At 47.7% G+C, this 25,337-nt stretch carries 20 protein-coding genes; 7 read left to right on the forward strand and 13 right to left on the reverse strand.

Annotation, left to right across the window (positions count from 1 at the left end; all coding sequences use genetic code 11):
* Positions 1-531 precede the first annotated feature (531 nt).
* Positions 532-3,927 carry a hypothetical protein gene (locus tag OXN25_22565; protein ID MDE0427648.1) on the forward strand — a complete coding sequence of 1,132 codons (3,396 nt, stop codon included), beginning with the start codon at positions 532-534 and terminating at the stop codon, positions 3,925-3,927.
* 109 nt (positions 3,928-4,036) lie between these two features.
* Positions 4,037-4,897 carry a DnaJ domain-containing protein gene (locus tag OXN25_22570; protein MDE0427649.1) on the forward strand — a complete coding sequence of 287 codons (861 nt, stop codon included), beginning with the start codon at positions 4,037-4,039 and terminating at the stop codon, positions 4,895-4,897.
* Between the two features lie 57 nt (positions 4,898-4,954).
* On the opposite strand, the gene OXN25_22575 is transcribed toward OXN25_22570, so the two are convergent.
* The 3 genes from OXN25_22575 to OXN25_22585 all read right to left on the reverse strand — a co-directional run bounded on the left by OXN25_22575 (position 4,955) and on the right by OXN25_22585 (position 6,775).
* Positions 4,955-5,482: a hypothetical protein gene (locus tag OXN25_22575; protein MDE0427650.1), complete on the reverse strand. Its 528-nt coding sequence runs from the start codon at positions 5,480-5,482 to the stop codon at positions 4,955-4,957.
* A 27-nt stretch (positions 5,483-5,509) separates the two neighbouring features.
* The gene (locus OXN25_22580; GenBank protein ID MDE0427651.1) at positions 5,510-5,884 is read right to left on the reverse strand and encodes a hypothetical protein; all 375 of its coding nucleotides are present in this window, start codon (positions 5,882-5,884) and stop codon (positions 5,510-5,512) included.
* Positions 5,885-6,085: 201 nt separating this feature from the next.
* Positions 6,086-6,775, reverse strand: coding sequence for a polysaccharide deacetylase family protein (locus OXN25_22585; protein MDE0427652.1), 690 nt, complete (start codon positions 6,773-6,775; stop codon positions 6,086-6,088).
* A gap of 446 nt (positions 6,776-7,221) precedes the next feature.
* Between OXN25_22585 and OXN25_22590 the strand changes: the two genes are divergently transcribed.
* Genes OXN25_22590 through OXN25_22605 form a run of 4 tightly spaced genes read left to right on the forward strand, consistent with a single transcriptional unit; the run spans position 7,222 to position 11,580 of the window.
* Positions 7,222-8,109, forward strand: a complete 888-nt coding sequence (locus OXN25_22590; protein ID MDE0427653.1) for a creatininase family protein — start codon at positions 7,222-7,224, stop codon at positions 8,107-8,109.
* A gap of 25 nt (positions 8,110-8,134) precedes the next feature.
* On the forward strand, positions 8,135-8,884 hold the full coding sequence (locus tag OXN25_22595; GenBank protein ID MDE0427654.1) for a phytanoyl-CoA dioxygenase family protein: 750 nt from the start codon (positions 8,135-8,137) through the stop codon (positions 8,882-8,884).
* Positions 8,885-8,941: 57 nt separating this feature from the next.
* Positions 8,942-10,114 carry an N-methyl-L-tryptophan oxidase gene (gene solA / locus OXN25_22600; protein MDE0427655.1) on the forward strand — a complete coding sequence of 391 codons (1,173 nt, stop codon included), beginning with the start codon at positions 8,942-8,944 and terminating at the stop codon, positions 10,112-10,114.
* A complete protein-coding gene (locus tag OXN25_22605; GenBank protein ID MDE0427656.1) occupies positions 10,111-11,580 on the forward strand; it encodes a DUF4403 family protein in 1,470 nt (489 codons plus the stop codon). The genes solA and OXN25_22605 overlap by 4 nt, the downstream gene beginning before the upstream one ends.
* A gap of 36 nt (positions 11,581-11,616) precedes the next feature.
* Here OXN25_22605 and OXN25_22610 read toward each other — a convergent pair whose 3' ends face one another.
* Positions 11,617-13,614, reverse strand: a complete 1,998-nt coding sequence (locus tag OXN25_22610) for a hypothetical protein (GenBank protein ID MDE0427657.1) — start codon at positions 13,612-13,614, stop codon at positions 11,617-11,619.
* Between the two features lie 355 nt (positions 13,615-13,969).
* Between OXN25_22610 and dnaN the strand changes: the two genes are divergently transcribed.
* Positions 13,970-15,082: a DNA polymerase III subunit beta gene (gene dnaN, locus OXN25_22615; GenBank protein MDE0427658.1), complete on the forward strand. Its 1,113-nt coding sequence runs from the start codon at positions 13,970-13,972 to the stop codon at positions 15,080-15,082.
* A gap of 131 nt (positions 15,083-15,213) precedes the next feature.
* On the opposite strand, the gene OXN25_22620 is transcribed toward dnaN, so the two are convergent.
* The 9 genes from OXN25_22620 to OXN25_22660 all read right to left on the reverse strand — a co-directional run bounded on the left by OXN25_22620 (position 15,214) and on the right by OXN25_22660 (position 25,316).
* Entirely contained in the window at positions 15,214-16,134 is a 921-nt protein-coding gene (locus OXN25_22620) for an NAD(P)-dependent oxidoreductase (GenBank protein MDE0427659.1), read from the reverse strand.
* A gap of 47 nt (positions 16,135-16,181) precedes the next feature.
* Positions 16,182-17,027 (reverse strand): carboxylating nicotinate-nucleotide diphosphorylase, encoded by an 846-nt coding sequence (gene nadC / locus OXN25_22625; protein ID MDE0427660.1) that lies wholly within the window; start codon positions 17,025-17,027, stop codon positions 16,182-16,184.
* A 7-nt stretch (positions 17,028-17,034) separates the two neighbouring features.
* Entirely contained in the window at positions 17,035-17,949 is a 915-nt protein-coding gene (locus OXN25_22630; GenBank protein MDE0427661.1) for a sugar phosphate isomerase/epimerase, read from the reverse strand.
* A 158-nt stretch (positions 17,950-18,107) separates the two neighbouring features.
* Positions 18,108-19,325, reverse strand: coding sequence for a 1-acyl-sn-glycerol-3-phosphate acyltransferase (locus OXN25_22635; protein MDE0427662.1), 1,218 nt, complete (start codon positions 19,323-19,325; stop codon positions 18,108-18,110).
* A gap of 254 nt (positions 19,326-19,579) precedes the next feature.
* On the reverse strand, positions 19,580-20,686 hold the full coding sequence (locus OXN25_22640) for a hypothetical protein (GenBank protein MDE0427663.1): 1,107 nt from the start codon (positions 20,684-20,686) through the stop codon (positions 19,580-19,582).
* Positions 20,687-21,134: 448 nt separating this feature from the next.
* Positions 21,135-21,506, reverse strand: coding sequence for a type II toxin-antitoxin system death-on-curing family toxin (locus tag OXN25_22645; protein ID MDE0427664.1), 372 nt, complete (start codon positions 21,504-21,506; stop codon positions 21,135-21,137).
* Positions 21,503-21,898 carry a tetratricopeptide repeat protein gene (locus OXN25_22650; protein ID MDE0427665.1) on the reverse strand — a complete coding sequence of 132 codons (396 nt, stop codon included), beginning with the start codon at positions 21,896-21,898 and terminating at the stop codon, positions 21,503-21,505. Before OXN25_22650 ends, OXN25_22645 begins: the two co-directional genes overlap by 4 nt.
* A gap of 44 nt (positions 21,899-21,942) precedes the next feature.
* Positions 21,943-22,434 carry a DUF3368 domain-containing protein gene (locus tag OXN25_22655; GenBank protein ID MDE0427666.1) on the reverse strand — a complete coding sequence of 164 codons (492 nt, stop codon included), beginning with the start codon at positions 22,432-22,434 and terminating at the stop codon, positions 21,943-21,945.
* Between the two features lie 2 nt (positions 22,435-22,436).
* A complete protein-coding gene (locus OXN25_22660) occupies positions 22,437-25,316 on the reverse strand; it encodes a tetratricopeptide repeat protein (protein ID MDE0427667.1) in 2,880 nt (959 codons plus the stop codon).
* Positions 25,317-25,337 lie beyond the last annotated feature (21 nt).

Raw genomic sequence — 25,337 nt, forward strand, 5'->3', positions numbered from 1 at the left:
GTGTCTACATCCCCGACCTAAAGGACGGGGGTTTGACACCGAAGATTATGCTAAAACATGCTAAACATAACCATTAAAAGTATACGATATTTTCAAGGAAAAAGCAAGTTATACCATTTCTAAAAGTTTATCTCGCATTAACCGAACCCACTCACACCACACCCGGTAGGTGCGGTTTCTAACCGCACCGAGCATCGCTGAAAAATAGTCAACCTTTTAAGAGGAATTATCAATTAGAATTGGTATTATATCCGAAAAAATTGTTGATTTTGCTTGAGGCGGGCATAATACTTTAGGATTTTACCCGGTTTTTGTGAGAAAAGTTCTTTTAAAAAAAACAGGGAAATTGCGAAAAAGTTTCTTCAGGTTATTTCTATATTAACCCAAGTTGCTACTTGATAATAAAGTTTGGCTTTTATCTTGATTAATTTCTTAAACCCTACTATCATTGTCGCACTAAGCGGCGAGGAGATGCAGAGGTCCATACGCTTTAGCGTGTGTGAGCCGTCCCTGTAGTGAGGAGGTATGTCTATGACAACCGATATCTTGCAAGATATGATCGTACGCTGCCACGAACGGCATGAGAAGCCACTTAAGCAACGGAGGACGACCGCAACGCCTCCGTTGTACAAAGGGCTTCCTTACTATTTCACAGCCCATTGTGCACATAGATATCCTGTAATGCTCCAAGACTTGGAGGCAGCAGGCATTTCCTTCATGCCGATAGGGCGTGCCCCTGGAACCGACCGACCACCTCGGAGTTTTGGGGGTAATCGGTTCTTGAAACGCCAACAGGCGACAGACTGGGATATCATACAATGGCAGAAATCGTGGGGGATTCAAGTGTATACGGGTATCCCCTCCGCACGCGATGGCGCATCATGGCACGACATCGACTTTACCTACGAAGCTATCTGTGCCGCACCTAACGCCGTTCTATTTTGCGTTCAATCACTTATTGATGCTGTTGCGAACCCGTTGTTGACGATGTCAAAGTCTGGGGGACTCCGCTTTTCTTGCAGGATACCGGGGTACTTGCACCCGAACACGAAACAGGCAAAACTGTATGTCTATAAAGGGGACCTGACAGCAGAGAATCTACACCGACCTGACGCGTATCTTGAGATTGTTGGTGAGAAAGGATACAATTGCTGGGATGCGCGTTATGAAATCCTACTCGGAAATCTGTTAGATCCACCTATGATTTCTAAAGAACTCCTCTTTGCACCTCTCGATGCCCTTCGCGCGAAACTTCACCAACCTGTTTCCCAAAGCGTCCAAGACAAGGAGGACATTTCCGAAGCACCCTACTCTCTCGGATCGGGTAAACTGGATCTCGCCAAAGAGGCGTTTTTCAAGCGCGGATTTTCTTACGCCAGACAAGAAGATGGATTTCACTATTGGAGACGGCAGGGAGTGGAGATTGGCAACACAGAGGTATCATTGTGGGAGCGCGAGGGTGGCGTGTGGATATGTGCCTCTACAGCGAATACGGGGCTGCCTACGGAGGCAACGCTCATCACAGATGTTTGGAAGGATACGGGTATCCTGCCGCCGCTCCCCGCGACGGGGCTGCCGATAGATGATAAGGTGCTTGCCGTTCGGGAAGGGACACTCAGTCCACTGGGAATAAAACGCCCTCGGCCGGTGTTAGAGAAGCCGACACCTCCAGAAAAGATTCATGAGACAGATGAAGCAATTAGCACTCAGGTGCAGCATGCTTTCGATAGAAACGTGCGCGTTCTTGGATTTATTTCCGATACAGCTCCAGAGGAAGATCCTGAAGTAGAATCGTTTCTGCAGAATAATGAGGCAATCTGTTTAAACGTCTCAAACGTCGCACTTGCGGCAGAAGCGGAACAACTTCTTGAAAAGCGAAATGTGGGATCGGTCCCACGGTGGCGGGATCGGATGTATCTCTGGGATCAAGTGAAAGATACCCCCATCGCCATGCGTATAGCAGCTCCCTTTCAACGTGGAAACGTCTGCGTGGATCCTGAGCGGTGCGAAGCACTTGAGAAAAAGGGCGGGAATCCAGACGAAATTATCTGTCCACAGTGCCCCGTCTATACAACATGTCAAGAGCGTGGCTATCTATCGCAATTCTCTACATTACAAACTTCCGAAGCACAAATATTAGAGGATTCCCAACTGTTTTTGGACCCACAATACGCAAAAACAGTGGAACAACTTCTCGAAGCGCGCGATGGAACACATCGGCTTTGTATTACCAATTCCATGAGAGAGACTGAACTGTTTCTTGAATGCAATCTATCAAAAACCACATTGGAGGCGTGGGTTGCCAACTGGCAAGGCAGTGCTTTAGGCAATTTCGCCATAGCCCTACTGAATGCAGTAACAATCAGAGACAAATCCCATGCCAACGCCATCAAACGCCTGCGAACAGTGACACAGACGTTTGAATGGTTGGAAGCAGAAATCATTCAACAGATGTGCCATGTTGAGGTACAGGGGAGAGTGGTCGAGCGAGGGACTATTGATGCCGAGACCGAAGAGGAATTAGCACGCTTTACGATCGAGTTTGAAGGCGGGATTTCTGCTTACATTCCTTTAGACGCTGCGGCTGCGGAGAGACTGGCGGCAGAAGGGTTGCCCTTCTTTCGACCCGACGCTTTTGTGCCTAACGAAGAGGTAAAAATCCTGATGTCAATAGCGGATGCCGTCAGGTTGGGTATCTTGGATGCATCGACTGTTGAAAATATTCAGGCGTTTCCAACGGTTTGTGGGGACCCAAACTGGACGTTTTGGCATCAACTCAAGGGTTTCTTCGCATATTACACCCGAGACGCTGATGCACCGATGCGATGGGAAGACGAAGTGCTACAATTTTGGGTGCCGCCGGTCCTACATCCGGGCATCAGACACCTGTTGGTCACCTCCTCGGCTCTCCATGGCAGACACCTACATCGAGCGTTCTTGGATGAGGAAGTTGAGATCCTTCCCGCCCAACCGATGGCCTGGGTTCCCGGAAACTGTGTTTTTCAGGTTCGCACCGGTATTTATCCACGGGAGACAATCTTAGAACTCGACAACACTTGGAACGTTCTCGGGGTGTCTGAAACAGGACAGGACATTTTTTGGCGGATTCAAGCTGAAATTGAAAGGGATCGGAACATTAAGCATGGAATTATAACCCATGTTTACTCACTGTTACAGTTAAAGGATATCGCGAAAAATGAGAACGTCCGTTTCTTGACAGCTTTCCGATGGATGGAAGGATTGGAAATGGCTTGTCAAGAGGCAGAGGTCATCTGGATAGTTGGCTTGCCGGAAGTAGGACCACGCGCCATTTTGGAGCGCAGTCGGATCTTGTTCGGAAACGATGAGGAACCCCTCTCTTATGAAATGGACCCTGAGTCCCACCGTTACAAAGACGAACGCGTCCAGAGCGTTTGTGAAAAAGCGGTCGCCCATATATTCACAGAGATTATAGCACTCGCTCAGCTGAACCGTTTGGAAACCAATAAGAAAGTTATGTTGATTACGGGTTTGCGGATTCCCGAGATTACCGACAGACCTGAAACGCACCTTTTTGACTGGGCAGATTTGGAGGTTGCCGGTGGCTTAGATAAACTTTCAGAGGTAATAGCGACACGCCAAGGTTTTGAGACCGAACGCGACAATCTGACACCTGAATCCCCCAGAAAAGAGGTAGAGCGGATTCTGGGATGCTCCCCAAGACAGGCGAACCGAGTGTTACGAAGACTCAGGGGTGGGAAACTCGCACGTGTCCCTTTCCGCGAGCAAATCCTCGCGTTTCTCGCCGATGGAGACAAAAAAACACGGGAACTAACGGATGCGATTCAAGGACATCCAAAAGCAATAAACACAGAACTTACGCGCCTTGTAGCCCTCGGTGAAATTGTAAAAATTCGGCGAGGGGTCTATACACTGCCGAAAACATAGGACACCCACAGCCACTGAAAGACCCCTGAATTCCCTTATTTTTCCCTTGACAAATTCTGGAATCTATGGAATTATAAATACCGTATCTATCAGAAACGTTGTATTTATCATGCGAATTCCAGACTATTATCAAATCTTAGAGGTCAAGCGGAATGCTACCGCTTCTGAAATAAAACGCGCCTTTCGGCGACTCGCAAAACGCTACCATCCCGATAAAAATCCGGAACAGATTGCCTTTGCTGAGCAGATGTTTCGTGAGGTGTGTAGGGCATACAACACCTTACGGAATAAAAAACAGAAATCGGCTTACGATCAAAAGCTACAGACAATTGAACGTCAGCGTAAGGCGCGCGAAGCATACCTCGAAAAACTCAGTAAACTCAACCAGAGTTATGCCAAGTTAGAACTCCTGCTCGAAGCACTCCTCCATCAAAACTACGAAACCGGTATCTCTTTATACGAGCAGTTGTGTCATACTAAAAAGAAAACAGGCAAAGCGTGGCGCATCGACGATTTCCTTAGCTACGAAGAAAGTCGCGACTGTGAATTCCTCATTGCCGAAGCGTACCAGTCCCTCGGATTCTCCAACGGAGATGCGTCCTCCACTTTCGAGCGGCACCGAAAAATTAAGCAGGCAATGTTGATGTACGAATCCCTCCTGTCCGCCGAAGCGAAACGTCCCTGTTTCAGACACTTCACCCGAGAGGTCAAGGAACGCCTCAAGTTCATCTATCTCTACCATTTCAGCACCGATGGATACGATCAAGCACATCACATTTCCCTAACCAAGATCCGCGCACTAAAACTCCCGAAACGTGAAACCGCATGGATGTACAAAAAAATCGCTGAATTCTACGTGGAAATCGATCGACTCCCCGAAGCACGCATCGTTTTGAAGATGGCATTTGAATTGCAACCCCGTCTTACCGGTGCCAAAAAGATTTGTAGAACTTTAAATATAGAATATTAGTTGTCGGTTATTGGATATATACAGAGTATGTTGGGACACTCACACTTCAACCGATTATCACCGCTCGGCATCTATATGAGACGCAATCACAGCGACTCCCCCTATTAGCATTATACAACCGGAAAGCGCGCCCGCAACAACTGACTTCATTTTATAGGTTCGCATCCTCTCCTGATAAGCATCGGCGTAAAATGCGACATATTCCGGCGATTTCCCGATCAGTCTCTCAGGTTGCGGATACGGTGGGCGGATATGATATCGAAATAGCAGACTGAAGACACCCGCAGCACTTACCGCAGCCGTTAGATAAAAAAGCTCGTCCTCCCCATCTCCAAGCGTCAAGTCGGCGATGAATCCCGTCATCAAACCGCACATCGCTGCGGCGAAAGTTGCACCCATGCCTGTGGCAAAAGACATCAGTACTTCTGTATCGCGTTTAGCATCCAACTCCGCAGCGGCTTTTGCCTGAAGATGTATTGGGTGCTCTGCCGCAAATGGTATCTGCACAGAATGTTTAGCACCGCAGCCGTTAAGCGCAAGGCCCCACACAATTGACAAACACCCTAAACATCGTAAGCATTTCACAAGAAAGCTCCTTCAGATTGTGGAAAGTTACCGGGCGACCAGCAGTGTCACCCGATGCGGTTCGGTGGTGGATGGATGATACATCAAAACATCCTGCTTAGCGTCCCTATTCAAATTTACCAGCCAAGTGTGTCGCTCATCAAAAGGGGTGGCGACTGCTATTTTTTTAGGCTCCTGGGTGAATACATCAGGCCCTGACACACCCATGAAAACGTGCAGTTCTTGGGGTGCGTGCTGCACTAATAGATCCGCGCGTTTATCGCCGTTCACATCTCCGATCAGCACAGACGATAAGGTGGACCGTTCACCTGTTTTGTCGCCAGGATATAATTTGACCGTGCGGATAGCGTTCGGCGCGTCAAGGTAGTGACCATCCACCATGCGGTAGAACTCAATATCCAACGGCACGGAGCCTGTCAAAACCCCGCGGCGGCAGATACCATGGAATCAACAGTGTCGCCAAGCGTCCCTGCGCATCCCGATAGAAAGACATTGGGCACCAATAGCGGCAACAGGCCAAGTCGACAATATTTTCTGAACTCGGCTGCGGAAAAAAAGAGGCTTTGGAATAGATTTCGTTTTTTCATTGTATGTTCCTCATATTCATCGGCGGACATCCGATACCCGCACAAACGTGTATCCCTCCCGTTTAAGGGCAGTAATGATCCTGTCTGTTGCCTCGACGGTCCCCAGACGTTTGGCATTCCCATAGACACCTTTCCCATCGTGTAGGACGATAATGGAACCCGGCTTTACCTTCTTCAACACCGTTTTGGTGATTCTGTCTGGGTTCTGTGTTATCCAATCCCAACTCCATACATTGCAGCTCACATGTGCGCGATCCCGCTTCGCGAGCACCCACGCCACCGGCAGAAACCTTGTTAGCACAGGTGCCCGAAACACAATCTCACCCTTTACTCCGATTTGCCGAAGCAGGGCATCCGTCCGTTCAATTTCCCGTCGGACCTGGGACGGCGGCAGCAAACCCAGTACAGGGTGACTGTAGGAATGGTTACCGATCTGGTGTCCTTCAGCGATCACGCGGCGAACCGTTTCAGGATGCTGTTTGACCCGATTCCCGATCATAAAGAAAGTGGCTTTAACATCGTGTTTGGCGAGGACATCCAGCAAGGGATCGGTATAAGACGGACTCGGGCCATCATCGTAGGTAAGCGCGACAACCCGTTGATTTGTGTTCAGGTGAACAATGTTCTTACCGAAGGGCGGTTTGAAGAAAATCCACAACAGCCCCACGATTGCGACCCCTGACACAGCAGCAATTATTGATTTCATGTTTTTATCCTTATTAGACAGGTTTTTCCTTAATGGTTTTTTAGGACGACCGAGAAGAAACCCGATCAAAACAGTGATTTTTTCCCTTGTTCACGGTTTTTTAGTACCCATCACCTCATCTTTGATTTACAGAGTCATCTAAATTAACAGTGTTAATATTATATCAGGTGTTTTTCTTTTTGTCAAATAATTTACGCTTGAAGTAGTTCCGATAATCTGATAACATAGTCTCTAAACGGAAAAAAGGATCTATTTTTACACATCCTTAAAAAAATATATCCTTGGTTAAACCGGCAACTACGGTAGATTTCAGAATTACCTATACATTACGTATCAGCAAGAAGCCGTCGGGACTCGGAAATCTCTCCTACACAAAAAGAACTGAAATGTAAATGTATTTTCGTAATTCACCATAATAACCAATAATGTTCCAAAAGGAAGGACACATGCGAAAAGAGGTACGTTGGGAACGGATGTTCCCTGATGAATTAGAAGCAGCATTTGATGAATGCCCCACTGTCTATTTCACTTACGGTCTGTGCGAACCCCACGGCCCCCAAAACACTGTAGGATTGGATGCGCTCAAAGCACACGCAATCGCTTGTCGCGCGGCACAAACCCACGGCGGCATTGTCGCACCCCCGGACTACTGGCACATCCACGAACACGGGATGTATGCGAATTGGGCATATCGAAGTGTCGGCGAAGTGCGGAGCTGGCTCACTGCAATGCCTGCATGGCAACACTTCAAAAACGTCTGCTACCACGTCCGCGCTGCCGATGCACTCGGATTTCACGCAGCCATCTTCCTCACAGGACACTATGGACCCAACTGGCAAGACCTCAAGACCCTCCTCTCTCTAATTCAACCGCACTTCGCCATGCGTCTCTACGGACTCCCTGATTTCGAGGCGAACACACCCGGATTTGATCAACAAGGTAACGGTGGAGACCATGCCGGTAGAGTCGAAACATCACTCCTATGGGCATTAGAACCCGACTGCGTTGACATGTCACGCATGCCCGAAACTGATGCAGGCAGCCCGCATTTCGCTATGGGCGCGAATGCCTTCGAGTCAGACAGACGTATCGGTGAACGGATGGTGAACGATGAAGTCGCATGGCTCGGACAAAAGATGCAGGAACTCTTGGAGGCTTACGCAGCAGCGGATATTTCTGACCGTCAACAGGTAACTTTTGAGGAAGTCGAACGAATATGGGCAGAAACAGTGTCACCTGCTTTGAAGACTTTTGAGACAATGAAAGATCCAGATGAATCGCCACCGGAAGATTCACAATGGTTTCGACAGTGCAAGATCCCAGAACTCCTCTGACCCAATCGCAAGGAAGAATAAAAAAATGGAAACGAAAAACCCACAACTCGCCGAACTTTACCGAAAAGACGGATTTTTGACCGGTATTCCTATTTCTAATGAAACTGAAGCGACACAGCATAGACGTGCCTACGATGCATTGGAAGCAGAAGTTGGCAAAGAGATATGTGAAATCGGTCTTATTGACTGGCACTTTGACCATCAATTTATCTGGGACCTCGCAACGCATCCAAAGATTGTAGATGTTATTGAAGCACTTATTGGTCCCGATGTTATGTTATTAGCGACCCACTTTTTCTGCAAATATGGACCTCGCGACAAGTTTGTTGCATGGCATCAAGATGTGACATATTGGGGTCTTGAACCCCCGGACGCGATTACGGCTTGGTATGCGATAGATGACAGCGACACCGGCAACGGTTGTATGCAGGTAATTCCCGGAAGCCATCAGCGCGGTATCCAAGAACACGGCACATCTGAACAGGCGGGCAATCTGCTAAGCATCAATCAGGAAGTTCCTGTCACCGAATCGGAAGCAGACAGTGCCGTTGATCTCGTGTTGAAAGCGGGAGAGATGTCCATCCACCACGGACAGATGATTCACGGCAGTCTACCGAATCATTCTACGCGTCGGCGATGCGGTCTCACAATCCGCTATATTGATCCATCCGTGAAACAAGCAGAAGAAAACTCACTGAAACGTCCGTGGAAACCGATCCTACTGCGCGGCGAAGATCGGTATCAGAACTTCACGACCGTGCCAAATCCATTTTAATGGTTCCTGGTTATTGGTTGTTAGTTTTCAGTTACCAATAACCAACAACCAAAAACTATGAACACTCACATCTACGACGCAATCGTTATTGGTGCCGGTGGAATGGGCAGCGCAACGGCATACCACCTTGCTAAATCGGGGGCAGATGTCCTTGTCTTAGAACAGTTTCAGCGCGGACATAAGTTCGGCAGCTCACACGGAGAAACTCGGATTATCCGTTTCTTTTACGATAAGCCTTTCTATACCGAGTTGATGAAAACCGCTTATGCCGAGTGGCGCGATCTGGAATCCGTATCGGGGAAACCGCTCCTCTTCATCACAGGGAGTGTTGGTTTCGGTGCAAGGGGAAACCCCTACGGACGGGCGACAAAACAAAGCTTAGATGCCTCAGGTGTCGAATCTGAGTGGTGGAACGGGACACAATTAGCAGATCGTTTCCCGCAATTTCAAGGCGTGAAGGATATGGACGTTCTCTGGCAGAAGGATACCGGTTTCCTCCGCGCCGCTGCGTGCACCGCTACACATCTACAACTGGCAGAAAAACACGGCGCAACGGTTCAAGAAGAGACCCCAGTAATCAAGGTTGACTGGCAAACGGATGTTCCAACTGTTCAGACTAAAAACGATCAGTTTCAGGGAAAAAAAATCGTCGTGACGGCGGGAGCGTGGGCGGGTATTCTTCTCACAGAACTGAAGCTTCCACTCACCGTTACAAAACAACAAGTCTGCTACTACCAACCCACAAATATCGACCGTTTTCAGCCAGACCGGTTCCCAGTTTTCGTGGAATCAACAGTAGATGGGGAATTTATTTACGGTATCCCGGCTTTCGGCTCTTTTGATACGGGTGGCGGATTAAAAATTGCGCGTCACGGAAGGGGTGAGATTATCTCTCCTGATACGCGCGATCGCACACCCGATGCGGATTACATTGCCCATATAGATGCTTACGTGCAAGAACGCATCCCAGAACTTGGAAAAGCCACACACGCCGAAGTTTGTCTCTACACTGAAACACCAGACGAAGACTTTATCATCGACACACACCCAGACCGCTCAGACATCCTGATTGCGGCAGGCTTCTCAGGACACGGCTTCAAGTTCTGTGCTCTTGTCGGACGCATCATGAGCGAGCTTGTCCTTAACGGCGAAACCCACTTTGACATCCATCCATTTCGTATTGAGCGAAAACACAAAATCTCAAGCGGCATTCCGAGGCTTCAAGCATGAGTAAACAGAAAAAACTGATTGTCGGTGCGATCTTTCTTGGTGCCGTTTTAATGCTAATCACGTTATTCTTGCTGCTGCCACGAAAGTCGGACCTTACCCTCAAAGCACCGGCACCCCCGCGAGCAGTCACACCCGTGCCATTACCGCCCCCTATCCCTTCAACTATTGTTGCGAAAGCAGACCTGCCAATACAAGATGTCAAACAATTAACGGAGTCCGTCCTCAAAGACTATCTCAGTAAGCCGATCAAGTGGAAAGATGGCATTATTGATGCCTCTATCAATTTACACCTCGATGCGCTGACAATGACAAGCGCGGCTGATGGAACGGTATCAGTCCGAAGTCCGTTTCGGTTCAACGGTTGGATACGCGTCTCAAAGGAAATTTTTGGGAAGGTCCTCGAAAAACGCGAAAATTTTGAAGGGAAAGCGACGGCATCTTTAACCCTCACACCAACGCTTAATCCTGACTGGCGCATTACCACAAAAACTACCTCTGACATCTCTATTCAGAAAGCAGAACTTGAAATTTTGGGGATTACAGTCTCAGTCCGCCGGATTCTTACCGAATTGGTCAGAGAGAAAGTCCTTCCGAAATTAGAGGATCTCATCGTCAAATATATCACCAGTATAGATATAAAAACGCGAGTTGCGGGTTTATGGGCAAAACTCTATGAACCGATGGTCCTAAAACAAACGCCTCCAATCGTTCTTATCATGGAGCCGCTGGAAATTCTGTCAGAAAACCTATCAAGCGATGGAGAGATGCTCTTCCTCAGCTTCGGCATAAAAACGTACATTCAAGCCAACATCGGAGAGACCTCAACCGATTCAGTCTCCCACGTGGGTCCCCGCGCCGATTTGCCGAATATTCATTTCGTGGATTCACTCGAATCCGGCTACCATATTATCGCGCCAATCGACGTAACTTACGCTACTATTGAAAACTTCGCCAAGCCGCATGTCGAAAAAACACACAAACTCAAAGGTGTTGACACATTCGTTGAAAATTTAACACTCCACGGTAGCGGTACGCAGCTGGCGGCAGGTGTTGGATTTAGCATGCCATCTTTCGGAGCAAACGGGCAGCTTTACATGCTCGGAACACTTGTGTATAACGCAACCACAACATCGCTTTCTGTCACCGAATTCGATTATTCTCTGACAACCCAAAGCCTACTCTTAGAAGTCGCTGAACATGTAGGCGAAGGGATTTTCCCAAATCTACGCACGACTGTTGAAGAAAAGCTTCTTTTTCCTTTAGAAGCAGAACTCACGACACTGCGTGAAAGATTATCAGACGTTATCGCAGACCGTTCGATCGATCCTTACCTCCACTTGCACGGCACTGTTGATACCCTCACACCAGAGACGCTCTATCTCACACAGGAAGGTGTGCGCGTCCCCGTCCGTTTACAAGGCAACTTGACATGTGAAATTACTCTCAACGCCTCAAACGCGCCATAGCCCTGAACGCATCGGTTCGCACTTCAAAGCAGAAAACTATATCCAGCTATACACCGCCGACCTCAGCACAAGGCTTAACAGGGGCCAGAAGCATCCCATCAAAGCCTCGCCCAACACCAAACCGATGAAAAACGGTACTGCTTTCCGATACGCATTGATACCGCCGAGTCGTAAGATAATCCATTTTGTCACCATCGCAATGAACAACGGAAACCAGATTACATCCGTCGTTCCCGGTGCAACGCCAATCACATAGCCAGCTGGATGTAAGGGACACCACACGAAACGCGACCGCAAAAATATAATCCCCAAATTCGCCGCAAAGGCTAACCCTAACACCGAGGTTGCGAGCCAGTCTGTCGGCTTCGGGCTCACCAACCACGACGAAAGAAAGTTGTAGGTATCCGCACCACCGGCATGGATCTGCTCCGAACCCGCGGCAACCCCCTCACTATAAATCGCATACGGATAGAGAATAAGTCCCGATAAGATACCGGCGAGACTCGCAATGACCAATACGCCGAACATTGTCCGGTTTCGGATACCTGTGCGCTCGGCAAGCTTGAACGCCTCTAATTGGTCGGGCATTGGATGCGTCCGGAAAGAGGCGTAACTTGCGCCACTGAGCCAATTCAACAACGAGAGCATTGTCAGATTTCCCGCTCGTAAACGTCGCGTGCCCAGCAGCGAAATTATCATATATTGCGGTGTTAGATAACCGATAGCGTGGATTGGTGGCCCCAGTTCCGCCCGCATTCGCGTCAATCCGACCACAATCAGAAGATAAACACATATAAAAATTGCAAACGCCCAGAGCGTCATTCCGCTACGAACACAAAAAATTGCGAGGAGCAGTACACAGACTCCAAGCGTTATGACAGCACTCCGATGCGAGATTGCTTCAGTTCGCGACTCAGCGCGATTCGGACGCACGACTTGTTTTAGCACAGATGTCAAGTGATGTCGGGCATACCAGCACGCAATCGCGAGGAGTGCCAATAACGCCCCTGCCCCCTGTTCTCCTAAAAACGGGTAGCCTTGTAATGTTGCTATACCTACCGCACTTCCGAATAGGAGCTGGACTTTCTTCATAAGGTAGAAAAACGTACACGAGAACGCTAAGTCTAAGGGTAAAATAAAAGAGAAGCCTATGAGATAGGGATGAAACCGTAAGGGTGTACTGCCCATTGCGTTCCACGGTTTCTGGGTAAAATAGATATTAAGGTTATATTCTCTGACAGGAATGTGCGGAAGCACGGGAAAAAAGAATTGCAATCCGTTGAGTAGGTTGATGCCCACGGCTATCGCGAAGCCAAACCAGAGCAACCGATTAAAAAAGATGCGACGGTTGGTCGTAATCTCAAGTGGGATTTGGATAATCGGATACGCCAGCTTTTCGTTTTCTATCCACTGCTTGCGGATGATAGAGGTCAAACACAAGAAGATCATCATCAACAGGAAAATAACCACCGACCAAGAGAGTATCGGTACAATCCAGTGCTGTACATACCCTTCTGTAAAAAAGTTGACCTCGCCTTCATAAAAATCGTTGACCGCTCTTGGGTCTTTTACCACAAGCCATTCTGGAAGATAATGGAAGAGCAATGCCTCCCAATCGTTCTCTGGGGTCGCGAAGCGAAACGCGTAAGGTATCAGTCCCATAAGGCGTGGCAGACAATCGTGTCCGGAAAACGCGCTGCCCACAGCGAGCATGCTGTAAACCACAAGCAGATCGCGCGGCTGTAGCGCGACCCGCGGAAAAATACGCTGGACCCCCATGTTCAGCAGTGTCATCATCAAAATGCCAAACATCACATTGACAGACATTGCAACCGTCGTCAGATGTGCGGTATGCCAGATCATTTCTACATACGCTATCCAGTAGCTATTCGCGATAATGAGAACCGTGCCAATTAATACCGCACGTTTTGCAATCCGCTGCGAGGAATGCCGATCCGTATTTTGCATATCTTTAGGAGAAGGACGAAAGTAACTTAGTTTTTCAGTAGCCTTAGGTGTCTGTTCGCTGCTCACCAGCAACAGGTGGGGCCCGAGCACCTAAAAACTAAATCGTTCTGGTGTATATTTTGGTTAGAAAACTTAGAATTGTAGATTGGAGTGGGTGTTAGCGTCTATCTTGCGAGTCGCAACCTACCCTATGTTGAAATCTATAATTTTTTCTATGCTATATCCGTGATAATATGTTATACTAAATGTAGGTGGTTGTCAAGATTTTTATTGGATAGGCGAAACCTTTCGGCGAGAAATTATCAGGTTTCGTCATTGGCGCTGCCACTGCACTGTTTAACACAAATTTTTATGTAGAGGTGCCTTACGTTTTAAGGAAAATCGCATCTATCGTATAGACAAAGAATAAGGAGAAATTGGCATGGAACTAACTTTTGAAAGAGATGATCTCCTGTATGCCCTACAGGTACTACAAGGCGTTGCGAGTGGACGGAACACTTTACCTATCCTCTCAAATGTTCTCATCCACGCGGAAGGGAACAGTATCGAATGTATGGCAACCGACCTCGAAATCGGTATCAGAATGAAGGTCGAAGGCAAGGTTACAGAGGAGGGAGCAATTACCGTTTCTGCGAAAAAATTGGGCGATATCGTCAAAGAGCTCCCCAGCGATAAACCGATAGATCTCGCAACTACCGCCAACGATCGCGTTGAGCTCATCTGCGGGGACGGTGTTTACAAAATTATTGGGATGCCCGATGAAGAGTTCCCACAACTCCCTTCTGTTGAAGGTAATGCTGTCGCTATCGGTGGAGAAACGTTGCGCGACGTTCTCCAAAAAACGGAATTCGCAGCTTCCACAGAGGAGGTCCGATACTTCCTAAACGGACTCTATTTTAATTTCCTTGACGAGAAAACCGAAGTCGTCGCTACCGATGGCAAACGCCTCGCCCTTGCACACTGCGAACCCCTTAACTCTCCCGGCGAAGCCAAGGGATTTATCGTCCCACTTAAAGCCGTCCGAGAGATTGAACGGACGTTTGCGGAATCTGGCGAAGTTAATGTTTCTGTCTTTGAAAATCAAATCCTTTTTACCGACGGAGATGCCACTTTAACAACCCGACTTGTCGACGGCGAATATCCGAGTTATCAGAAAATCATCCCTGAAACCAGCGAAGGCAAGACAACCGTCTCAAAGGAACATATCCTCCGTGCAACTCGGCGGGTCGCTGTGCTCTCAAACCCAAAAAACTTTTCCATCTCTTTAGAGATTGATACAGAACAGATTCGGGTCTCCGCGAAGACCCCCGAATTAGGTGAAGCACACGAAACATTGCCGGTTGAGTCGAGCACTGGAACCGTCCGAATCGGTTTTGACGCACGGTTGCTGGTAGAGGCGTTCGCCCATATCGAAACTGAGTCTTTGTCAATTGAATTTTCAGGCGAGTTGAATCCTGTCCTTATTAAACCCGTTGGCACGGACAACTATCTCACCCTTATCATGCCGATGCGTTTGGAGCCTGTTTCGGCATAACTGACAGGATCGTTTTGGCAGGTTCTCCAGACATGACGCTGGTGCGGTAGCAAACCGCACCAGTAGTCGGTCTAATTACTGTGCCAATCGCAATCAGGGTTACAAACCCATCCTACAATTCGGACCAAACACTAATCTATCTCGACACCGGACATCTGCTCTAATGCCAACATCAAGGCTTGGGTTCCCAATCTACCGTGCCCTTGTGCTTGTACTGCCGTGTAAAGTTGATGTACCAACGCCAAACCCGGTAGACTTAAATTCATTTTGCGTGCCTCGTCCAAAGCGATACTCATATCTTTGATGAAATGCTCCACGAAGAAACCGGGATCGAAGTTGCGTTGCAGCACCCGTGGTGCTAAGTTATCAAGGGACCAACACGCCGCTGCGCCACCGCTAATTGAGGACAACATCGTCTCCAAATCCAAACCGGCTCTGTAGCCGTAAATCAACCCTTCGCAGACCCCAATCATCGTTCCAGAAATCGTAATTTGGTTACACATTTTGGTGTGCTGTCCCGCGCCTGCGCCACCTTGATGCACAATATTTTTACCCATCGCCTCAAAGAGCGGCATTACAGCTTGCACAGCAGCCTCATCCCCACCGACCATAATCGAGAGGCGTGCTTCTCGGGCTCCGACATCGCCGCCCGAAACAGGAGCATCCACCGACGAAACATCTTGTGCCTGCGCTGCAGCATAAATTTCCTGCGCCAGTGACGGCTCGGTTGTTGTCATATCAACGATGATACTTCCAGACTTCGCACCCTTCAAGATGCCGTTATCGCCGAGATAGACCTCCCGGACATCCGGTGGAAATCCGACTATTGTGAAGATAATATCGGAAGTCGCTGCAACATCTTCCGGCGAATCTGCCCACGCTGCGCCTGCCTCCAGAAGTGGATCCGCTTTCGATTTCGTTCGGTTATAGACCGTCATCGCGTATCCCAAATCCATTAGATGTTGACACATCCAGCGTCCCATGACCCCGGTGCCAATCCAGCCGAGCTTTGTTGTCGTAGGTTCAATTTTCTCATAAGTAGTAGCTGCCATAATTTTCCTTTCAGACGTAGTGTCTCATTCATGCCTTTTTTATCCGATTACGATTCAACGAGTGTCAAGGTAAGGCTAATATCCATCGGCATCGCCGAGTGAGTGAGTGCTCCAACAGATATGAGGTTCACCCCTGTCGCTGCGACAGCCTGCACCCGATCCAGCATAATCCCACCTGACGCTTCAGTTATCACCCGATCGCCTACCTCTTGAACAACGCCTCGCATAATGCCAAGCGGCATATTGTCAAGGAGTAAGATGTCCGCGCCTGCTGCCAATGCCTCGTCAACTTGGTCAACGGTCTCAATTTCAATCTCTATCTTCGCCGTATGTGGAACAATCTCCCGTGCCCGCCGCACGGCATTGTGAACACCACCAGCAGCAACGATATGGTTATCCTTGATTAGCACCCCGTCGTAGAGACCAAAACGGTGGTTGGAACCGCCGCCGACGCGGACAGCATATTTTTGAACCGCGCGCCATCCGGCTGCAGTCTTCCGAGTGTCCACTATTTTGGCATCATAGTCAGAGACGGCTTCCACAAATTGTGCCGTGAGCGTCGCTATTCCTGAAAGCCGCTGTAGGAAATTAAGAGCAGTCCGCTCACCTATCAGAATCGCCTTGGCACTGCCTTGTACTTCAGCAATCGGGGTCCCTGCCTTCACTGCATCCCCATCACTGACAAGGGCTCGAAATCCCAACGTCTCATCCAATTTCGCGAAGACGCGTTCGGCGACCGGTAGTCCTGCGACGATACCGTCACTCTTGGCAAGTAGGGTTCCTATACCCTTCCGCGTAGGCGGCACTGTTGCCTCTGTCGTTATATCGCCAATACCAATATCTTCCGCAAACGCCAAGTCAATTAGGGAATCCAATGAACGCAGATTAAGCATCTAACCCTTAATACCTTTCCAAATAGGGTGTTAGGAATTTCTTTGCGTCTTCCGTGACATCCCAAGCATTGGGCCAGAAACAGAGATCGATGGAGAACCAATCGCCGTCGTATCCAGTCTCTTCCATGATGACTGGAATAATCGCGTCAAAGTCGAGGACACCATCTCCGAAAGGCGCGTGTGTGCTTGTTTCGTCGTCATGGAGCGTATTATCGGAATCGATAAGGTGGAAATGACCGATTTGCCCTTTCAGTTGCCGTGCAAGGTCGATGACCCCATTCTCACCGAGTGTCTCCTGTTCTCCGGGCTGCCTGGCACCGACAACGGCACACATTTGTGCGTGGCAGGTATCGAACATCACCTTGAAATTCGGGTGGTCGACTGCCTTCGGCATTTCAATAATCTCGCTGGGTTTGTTGAACATAAATCCGGGTTCAAATTCCCAGAGCATCAGCACACCATGATCTTCAGCGACTTGCGCGCAGCGCCGCCAGACGGAAACGATCCGATCCCACGCTTCCTCACGCTCAACGCCCTCCACGCCTGCTTCGGGATCGCTCACTGTATCGACTCGGATAGCCGGTGAGCCGAGGTCCAACGCGAGCTGGAGACTCTCTTTGAAGAGTTTGTAATACCTATCGTCCTCTTGTGCCTCATCTGTAGCGGGCCCGGGGTGCGACCAGAAATCTGCCGCCAATCCAGAGACCTCTAAACCGTAATAGGCGATTAAGCCCCTGACGGCATCCCGCTCACTTTTCATGGGATAGTCGTTAATGTCAATATGCGGTTTAAACGCTCCAATTTCAATACCATCAAATTCAAGTTCGCTGAGTGTCTTGACGACGGTATCAAACGGAATCGGGTTATCTTCATAGGGCCCAAACGCGTAAGCCCAACTTCCAATTGACAATTTTTTTGCCATGTTTTTCTCCAAATTTTTTAAACTTAGGACTTACGCAATTTTGGCGGCAGGACACTTTGTGAGAGGAAGATGCCCTGAGAAACACAAGCGTTTTGGATGCACAACCTAACAGGTTATGCTACAAAAGAGCATTCTGCGTCAGTCCTGAAACTATTGAATTATGATATACCCCTGACCAAATCCTGGACTACTGTCTCAAGTTCAAGGGTTATCTGCTCCACTGTCTCTCTTTTCTGTGCCTTATAGGTATCGTAATATTCTCGGAGATTTTTGGGTTCACCGACACGGACGGATGCGACCCTTGGACCCCGCATTTTTGACGTACCAAAGACTTCTCTCTCCAGACGGATGATCACTTCAAGAAATCGCTCCGGCGACTGCTCTTCAGCAACATACCCATCCGAAATTGCTATGAAATTAATTAACCGCTCCAAATCTGGATAGAATTGTTGAAATTTCTGGAGCAGCTCCTCATGTATCTTCTGTTCATATTCGGTCATCTGATCAATGTCTCTATAGACTTCAGCATCGACCAAGTTTTTCAATGCCCGGACCCTTGTGAGTACATCAGCGTTAGTGTCGATCCCCATGATTCTTTCAGCATGGGATAAAATGTGCTCTTTCATTCTTTGGATGTGTACATCAAGCGGTACGGTTTCATCCACCTTGTATTGATATTCGGCTGCAAGCGTTCTGAACATTGTCACACCGATGCGTCGCAACCGATCATAGCGTTCAACCGACTTTCGTTCGGCAGGTGGTAGAATGCTCTCCTCTAATTCTGTGAGGGCAGCATCAATGTCGCCCCACATGTCTTGTGGATAACGGTATTTGATCCCGATAGGAACAACATAAAGCGGTTTGCTGACTTCCGCCTTCGCCATATCGTCCAACGCCCAGAAACAGAGTTGTACAATCCCCCTCTCAAAGCGCATAACAGTGTCATTCTGCAGCGAAATTTCCCCTTCCGCGAAGATAACAAGGGATGCGTTGTCTTCAGATAGGAGTGCCCGCGTTGTGCGGAAGGCGTTTCGGTCGGCGGTGCCCCGCACAATTGAATAAGCACCGAACCGTTGCAACAGAAAACTGCGTAAACCGCCGAATCTTCCTTTGTCAAAGGTCTCCCGTGCAGTCAGGTAGTAATACTGCTGAGAGAGTTCTTTGGACAAGAGGAATGTAACGGCAGGATCGGCACGTGCCGCATGATTGGGTGCTAATACGGTAGGGTAGCCATCTGTCATTTTTAGACGGGCAATAGATTCCGCATCAACATCCAACGCCAATCCCTTCAAACACAAGCGGTTGACAAGCGGCATAAGTGCTTTCGCAACCTGAATTGCGGTTGTACTCGGTTTAGGGGGTTTAAAATCTAACATTTTATAGTTTTCAGTCTTCAGTTAACAGTTAACAATCACAAGAGGTTTTGGGTCAAAAAATTCTCTTTAACTGACTGTTGACAACTGACAACTACTGTTCTGTCACATCTAAACTGAGAGGCAGTTTGTAATAGGGAAACCATTCATTGCCCGTTCTGACGTGCGATAAATCGCACTACTACGAACCGGGGTTTCCCCATCATTTGAAGGTTGACAGACTACTACGCTTCGGCACACAGGGCGTACCTAATTTTTTAGAGCCTCGGTGGATAGCAACAAATTATTTCCATCGGTGTATCGCCAGTGCTAACAATGACATAACTCGACAAGCACCGCGGAATAAAGACGGATTTGCCCCGTTTGAGCGGGACATCTTCAAAGTCCCCGCGAAGCACACCTTCACCCCCCAAGGTCACAAGTGCATAGAAGCCTTCGCCTGCTGGCATACTCAGCGTCGAATTCACCGTCAGACGTGAGCACCCGAAGAATTGCAGTGCCTCCTCTGGCACAATCCGATCCTCGCGGTTATCACCCTCTGCCCGAACGAGTTCCGGCGTACGTCGGATGTAGTTGTTCAGATAGTCGAGCTCCAATTTATCAAACTCAGCGGCATCGACTGCCAGATCCCATCCGAGACCGAGGTGTCCATCGTCTCTTTCAAACGGGAAACCTTCCCATTCAGCGAGGATGTTCCAGTCGGTAGGTTCCTGAGGTTCAAGGACGCAGAGTCCTGTACCGAGTGAGTGGACAATCGGTGTGCGTAAAAAATAGACTTCTCCGACTTTCGGTTCAACGACGTGCATGAGACTCCGCAGCGTTGGGACATCTTGTGCCTCCATCAGGCGACGGAACTCTGCCTTGTCTATCGCTTCTTTCCAACCGATCCACGCTTTTGCGCCTGGACGCGTGCCGATTAAAATCCATGCCTCATTTTTGCCGAAAGGTGAATTCAGATGCTCCTTTGAAAAATCGGGGTTCGGGTGCCAGTGGATCGGGATATGCGCGCCTTCACCGACATCAAAAATTTTGAGAAGTACACCGAGATCTGTGCCGTATTTGGCGACATGCGAACTGCCAAGCGCCTCCTCTGGAAACGCGTCCAACAATGCTTTCAATAACACGACTTCACCACTGGGAAGTTCGATACGGCTGAAGCCCTTGTCGGGCGGGTTTTCCCTACCCGGGGTCTCTGCCCGGTTCGTGGAGAAGATCCATTCCTCGGAGTAGTAGTCATCTTTGGGGTCGGGTTCGCCCATAAACTCGGCGCGGAGTTTCCCACCGTTATAGAAATGGAGGTAGGTATTGGGTGCTAAAGCGATGGGAGCGTTTAGCATTGACTGTAGTTCGTTTTGTGATGCCATGTTGTTTCCTTTCTCTATCTTTAAAAAACTCAAGGCGTAAAGGTTTCCCTTGTTTGAAAGTCAATTTATCATTTTAGACAGGTTTTGTCAAGTCAATTTCATAGTGATTCATAGTGATTCATAGTAACGGTCTGGAAACTGTGCGATGGGAACTGCCCGGAGGTTAGACGGGCCGTGGGTTGAGAGGACTTTTGCGGCTCTGGTGTTTTTTCGCTGTTACTATGAATCGTGATTTTGAGGCGATTAAAAAACCTCGTGAAAACCCAGTTGTGGCGTGGGTTGAGAGGGCTTTTGCGTTTGTCTGCTTTGGGGTGGGTTACTATGAAAATAACATACCAATGAAAATAACATACTTATAAATTATTTTATACAAAGTGTGAATAATTAAGGAACATCCAACCCGAATTTTTAGATGTTTGATGCGATTAGATGTATCAACATCCGTTAGTTACAAAATCCACGACTGCATACGATCTGCAATTACTTCAATATCGGTTATAGTTCCATCGGCAATCTTGAAGCCGAGATCAATAATGGAGTCATCAATGTCTGCCCGACGGAAATAACCGTTCAATTCTAAAAACTGGAACGCACACGTTAGACCGATACGTTTGTTCCCATCGAAAAATATATGTCCTGTAATGATATGGTGGGCATACACGGCAGCTTTTTGAAATACAGTTGGAAACAGGTCGATGTTACCAAATTTCTCACCCACTATGTCCACCAAATAATGTAACTGATTTTCATTTAGCAGCTGATAGTCACCCACATGCCCCACGGCAATGATTAGAATATCTTCAATTGTCAAATATTTCATGCGCTGCCGAGGACTTTCCACGCGCGATCGTGGTCTTGTAGTATCTTGTCTAAGGTGGTGAGGGCATCACTCCCCAAATTTCTGGCGGTCCCCAGATCTGCTTTGGCTTTGTCGCGCTCCCCGAGGCGTAACCACGCACCACCTCGATAGTAGTACGCCTCAGCGAAATCGGGCTTAAGTTCTATCGCCTTGGTATAGTCTGCAATCGCAAGTTCAACTTCGCCTTTTTTGGCGTAAGCAAGGCCGCGTTGGTAATATGCCTCGGCAAACTTTGGGTTTAGTTCTATCGCTTGGGTGAAATCTTCAATAGCGCAGTCATAATCTCCGCTTTCGGTGTAGGCAACGCCGCGCTTGTAATATTTATTAGCAAATTCTTGATTCGGTTTTTGCATGATTTTTCTCCTCCATAAGTCAATTTTGCCTATAAGCACACCCGCTAATCCATCTCATCTGCTTCTTGTAGCGCGTAATTGATGAGCGATTCACTCAGATGCATCCCGTTAGCCCGCAACCGAATTAAAAGCGGTTTGATGACCTCAATCAAACCTTCTTCTTTCGCCTCCAGCAAGATGCCTACTGTTCCTTTAGTCATTAATCCGATTTCTTTCGCCTCCCGTCTTCCGTCACTGTCATCAATAAGAACGAGGCGTGCATCATGTTCGTTGGCAAGAGCTAAGGCATGGGCTTCACCGTCATCAAGTCCCGCATAAACCGCAGCGGCTTGCGGATCCGTTAAATCAACAGTTTTAATCCAAGGGGCATTTTCGAGGGCTTTCCGGCGGATTATTGGATCCCTTTTGAGAAACTCTTTTTCAACTTTTCGTGGAATCCATACCTCTGTATAAAGATCTCTCAATAGAGAAAGCAGGTTGATCCCCAAGAGTCCCACAAGCGGACTGTTATTGCTAATAACTGGTTGTATCGGCATTCTTAAAATCCGCTATTGACAAGCTCCTCCTCATCAACATAAAAAGGAGAGAGTCCATAATCCCCCATTAGATACCAGAATTCTTCGCGTGATACCCCTGCAAGCTTCGAGGCAAGCCCACTGCTAAGTTCACCGCTCCCGTAGTACTTCATTCCTAACGCGATCCGCGCTTCCTGATCAATCTCAAATGGTCCTGTTAGCGGGGTCAGCAGTGTCACAATTTCTTTTGGTAACTGAACCTCTATCTTTTGCTCAAAGGCAGCAATGCTCTCATGGTTGCTCCGAAATGCTGCGGCGACATCTACGTCTTGTAGGAGTGCAGCTGTCAGGTCCGTCTTCGCTTCTTCCCAACCTTTCGCAAGCAACCAAGCCTCGCCCCGTATATAATAGAATTCAGCAATTTTTGGTCTGAGTTTTAGTGCCCCGGTATAATCCTCAATCGCACTGTCTAACTCGGCTTTGGCGCGGTAGGCGTTGCCCCGATGCGTGTATGCCTCCACAAGTTCTGAATTGATCTCTATGGCTTTGTCATAATCTGTTATCGCCTTGTCCAATTCGTTTTTGTTGTAGTAAGCCTGACCCCGATTGAGGTATGCCTCGGCAAATTCTGGATTCAATTCTATTGCTTTGCTATGATCTCCGATCGCCTTGTCTATCTCGCCTTGCTGATTGTAGATGAGACCGCGGCAGGTATAAGGCTCAGCAAGTTCTGGGTTAAGTTGTATAGCTTTGTCATAATCTTCAATCGCCTTGTCTATCTCGCCTTTATCACGGTAAGCCTTACCGCGCGCCGTATAAGCCTCTGCAAACTTTGGCTCCTGTGCGATCGCAGCGTTATAGTCCTCAATTGCCTTGTCTACCTCACCTTTGCAATGGTAGGTTATACCGCGCTCGGTATAGGCATAGGCAGCTGCTTCCGGTTTAAGACTTATTGCCGTGCTAAAGTCTTGGATGGCTTTCTCAAAAACCAAGAGATTGCGGTAAGCCATCCCGCGGCCATAGTAGGCAAGTGGATCGTCAGGGGTGAGACTTATGACTTTGCCGAAATCATCGACTGCTCGGTAAAACCTGCCCTTGTTGTAGTAGGCTGTACCGCGATTGTAATATGCCTGGACAGCATCTGGGTTCAGTGCTATCGCCCTGCGGAAGCTTGCAATAGCAAGATCATAATTACCCTTTTCCTTATAATCAATACCTTGGGCTATATGGATGTAAACATCAGCGGTCTTTAATGAGTGTGGGGTCAACAGTGCTACGATGTCCACTGGCAATTGAACCTGATTTGTTTCTTCAAAGTTTGCGACGTTTTCATAGTCGTAACAGAACGCGGTAAGAAGATCAACATCCATATTCTTGGCAGTGATGAGATCCACCCTAGCTTTTTCCCATTCTTTCAGGAGCAACCACGCCTCACCGCGGTTATAGTACGCAATAGTAAATTCTGGATCAAGTCGTATCACCATACTATAATCCTTGATAACTTGATGTATCAAGCGTTTGCTGCTTTTCCGACAAGCGAAGCCTCGGTTGTAATAACCCTCAACACGCTGGGGATCTATTTCTATTGCAGTGTTAAAGTCTGCAATGGCTTTGTGAAGTTCGCCTTTTTGGTCATAAGCGTTTCCACGGTTATTATAGGCATCGTAATAACGTGGATTCAGTTCTATCGCCTTGCTATGATCTGCAATCGCTTTGTTAAAATTCCTTTTACTGCTATAGGCATTACCACGGTTGAAATATGCTTCGGCAGACTCGGGATTCAGTTCTATTGCCTTGTTGTGATCTGCAATCGCTTTGTTAAAATCTCCCTTATTATAATAAATTATCCCCCGGCTGTTATAGGTCCCAGCAAAATTGGGTTTACATTTTATAGCGGTACTTAAGTCTTCAATAGCTCTATTAAAATCTCCTTTGCTAAAATAAATAGCACCACGGTTATTATAGGCCTCGGAATTCTTAGGATTTAGTCCTATCGCAGTGTTGAAATCTTCAGAGGCTAGGTCAAGATATCCAATGCTTAGGTAGGCAGTGCCGCGGTTGTTATAGGCACTAGCATAATCTCGTTTTAGTTGTATTGCCGTATTATAGTCATTAATCGCCAAATCAAAAGATTTCATGATTTGATAAGCCAATCCACGATTATCATAGGCTTCAGGGAGAGCTGGTTTTAGTTGTATTGCCGTATTATAGTCATTAATCGCCAAATCAAAATTCTTTTTTATTCTATAAGCATTACCGCGATTAACATAGGCTTCGGCAAAATGTGAGTTCAGTTCTATTGCCATGTTATAGTCATTGATAGCCAAATCAACTTTGCCTAACTCGTAGTAGACAAACCCGCGATTGTAATAGGCCACAACATCATTAGGTTTTAGTTGTATTGCTCTATTACAATCTTGAATTCCTTGGGTAAAATTGCCCTTACTAAAGTAAGCGAAACCGCGGTTGAGGTAAGTTTCGGTAAGTTGGGAATCTAATTTTAATGCGTTGTCAAAATCAGCGATAGCAAGGTCATACTCACCTTTTTTCGCGTAAGTAATACCACGGTTGTTATAAGCAGCAAAAAACTTTGAATCTAGGGCTATTGCTCTAACATAGTCCTCAATAGCCTTATCATATTCGCCCTTCCTATCATAAGCAACACCGCGATCGTTATAAGCACCAATATGCTTTGGATTCAGTTCTAATGCCTTGCTAAAATTTTCGATGGCAAGGTCATACTCGCCTCCCTTATTATGAGTAATGCCGAGAGTATTGTAGGTTTCGGCCTCATGAGGAATAATGTCTATAGTTTTGTTAGAATTTTCAATATTGCTGTTAGGTGCATTTATGTAACCGTAAACAATGTCGGCTGCGGAAAAATCCAGATTCGGTTGTAACATCGTTCTTCCTCCCCTACAATA

This window comes from Candidatus Poribacteria bacterium (assembly GCA_028820845.1).
Lineage (GTDB): Bacteria > Poribacteria > WGA-4E > WGA-4E > WGA-3G > WGA-3G.

What these genes read in the sequence shown, in the direction of transcription:
- solA (MDE0427655.1), top strand. Translation starts at nt 8,942, where the DNA reads ATGAACACTCACATCTACGACGCAATCGTTATTGGTGCCGGTGGAATG.
- OXN25_22630 (MDE0427661.1), bottom strand. Translation starts at nt 17,949, where the DNA reads ATGGCAAAAAAATTGTCAATTGGAAGTTGGGCTTACGCGTTTGGGCCC.
- OXN25_22570 (MDE0427649.1), top strand. Translation starts at nt 4,037, where the DNA reads ATGCGAATTCCAGACTATTATCAAATCTTAGAGGTCAAGCGGAATGCT.
- OXN25_22660 (MDE0427667.1), bottom strand. Translation starts at nt 25,316, where the DNA reads ATGTTACAACCGAATCTGGATTTTTCCGCAGCCGACATTGTTTACGGT.
- OXN25_22655 (MDE0427666.1), bottom strand. Translation starts at nt 22,434, where the DNA reads ATGCCGATACAACCAGTTATTAGCAATAACAGTCCGCTTGTGGGACTC.
- OXN25_22585 (MDE0427652.1), bottom strand. Translation starts at nt 6,775, where the DNA reads ATGAAATCAATAATTGCTGCTGTGTCAGGGGTCGCAATCGTGGGGCTG.
- OXN25_22595 (MDE0427654.1), top strand. Translation starts at nt 8,135, where the DNA reads ATGGAAACGAAAAACCCACAACTCGCCGAACTTTACCGAAAAGACGGA.
- OXN25_22620 (MDE0427659.1), bottom strand. Translation starts at nt 16,134, where the DNA reads ATGGCAGCTACTACTTATGAGAAAATTGAACCTACGACAACAAAGCTC.
- OXN25_22565 (MDE0427648.1), top strand. Translation starts at nt 532, where the DNA reads ATGACAACCGATATCTTGCAAGATATGATCGTACGCTGCCACGAACGG.
- dnaN (MDE0427658.1), top strand. Translation starts at nt 13,970, where the DNA reads ATGGAACTAACTTTTGAAAGAGATGATCTCCTGTATGCCCTACAGGTA.
- OXN25_22605 (MDE0427656.1), top strand. Translation starts at nt 10,111, where the DNA reads ATGAGTAAACAGAAAAAACTGATTGTCGGTGCGATCTTTCTTGGTGCC.
- nadC (MDE0427660.1), bottom strand. Translation starts at nt 17,027, where the DNA reads ATGCTTAATCTGCGTTCATTGGATTCCCTAATTGACTTGGCGTTTGCG.
- OXN25_22650 (MDE0427665.1), bottom strand. Translation starts at nt 21,898, where the DNA reads ATGCAAAAACCGAATCAAGAATTTGCTAATAAATATTACAAGCGCGGC.
- OXN25_22635 (MDE0427662.1), bottom strand. Translation starts at nt 19,325, where the DNA reads ATGTTAGATTTTAAACCCCCTAAACCGAGTACAACCGCAATTCAGGTT.
- OXN25_22640 (MDE0427663.1), bottom strand. Translation starts at nt 20,686, where the DNA reads ATGGCATCACAAAACGAACTACAGTCAATGCTAAACGCTCCCATCGCT.
- OXN25_22590 (MDE0427653.1), top strand. Translation starts at nt 7,222, where the DNA reads ATGCGAAAAGAGGTACGTTGGGAACGGATGTTCCCTGATGAATTAGAA.
- OXN25_22645 (MDE0427664.1), bottom strand. Translation starts at nt 21,506, where the DNA reads ATGAAATATTTGACAATTGAAGATATTCTAATCATTGCCGTGGGGCAT.